General features: G+C 54.5%; 1 rRNA gene. It reads right to left on the reverse strand.

Features of this window, described 5'->3' with window-relative positions:
* Positions 1 to 266, reverse strand: a 16S ribosomal RNA gene (locus ACTHSL_RS13715); the annotation flags it as partial.

The raw sequence follows: 266 nt of genomic DNA on the forward strand, positions 1-266 counted from the left end.
GACTACTAGGGTATCTAATCCCGGTTGCTCCCCTGGCCTTCGTGCCTCAGCGTCAGGAACTGTCCAGAGTCTCGCCTTCGCCACTAGTGTTCCTCACAATATCTACGCATTTCACTGCTCCACTGTGAATTCCAGACTCCTCTCCAGTCCTCAAGCACGGCAGTATCGGAGGCAATTCCGAAGTTGAGCTCCGGGATTTCACCTCTGACTTACCGTGCAGCCTACGCACCCTTTACGCCCAGTGATTCCGAACAACGCTTGAGACC

The organism is Neisseria sp. P0008.S010 (assembly GCF_051962715.1).
GTDB classification, from domain to species: Bacteria; Pseudomonadota; Gammaproteobacteria; order Burkholderiales; family Neisseriaceae; genus Neisseria; species Neisseria elongata.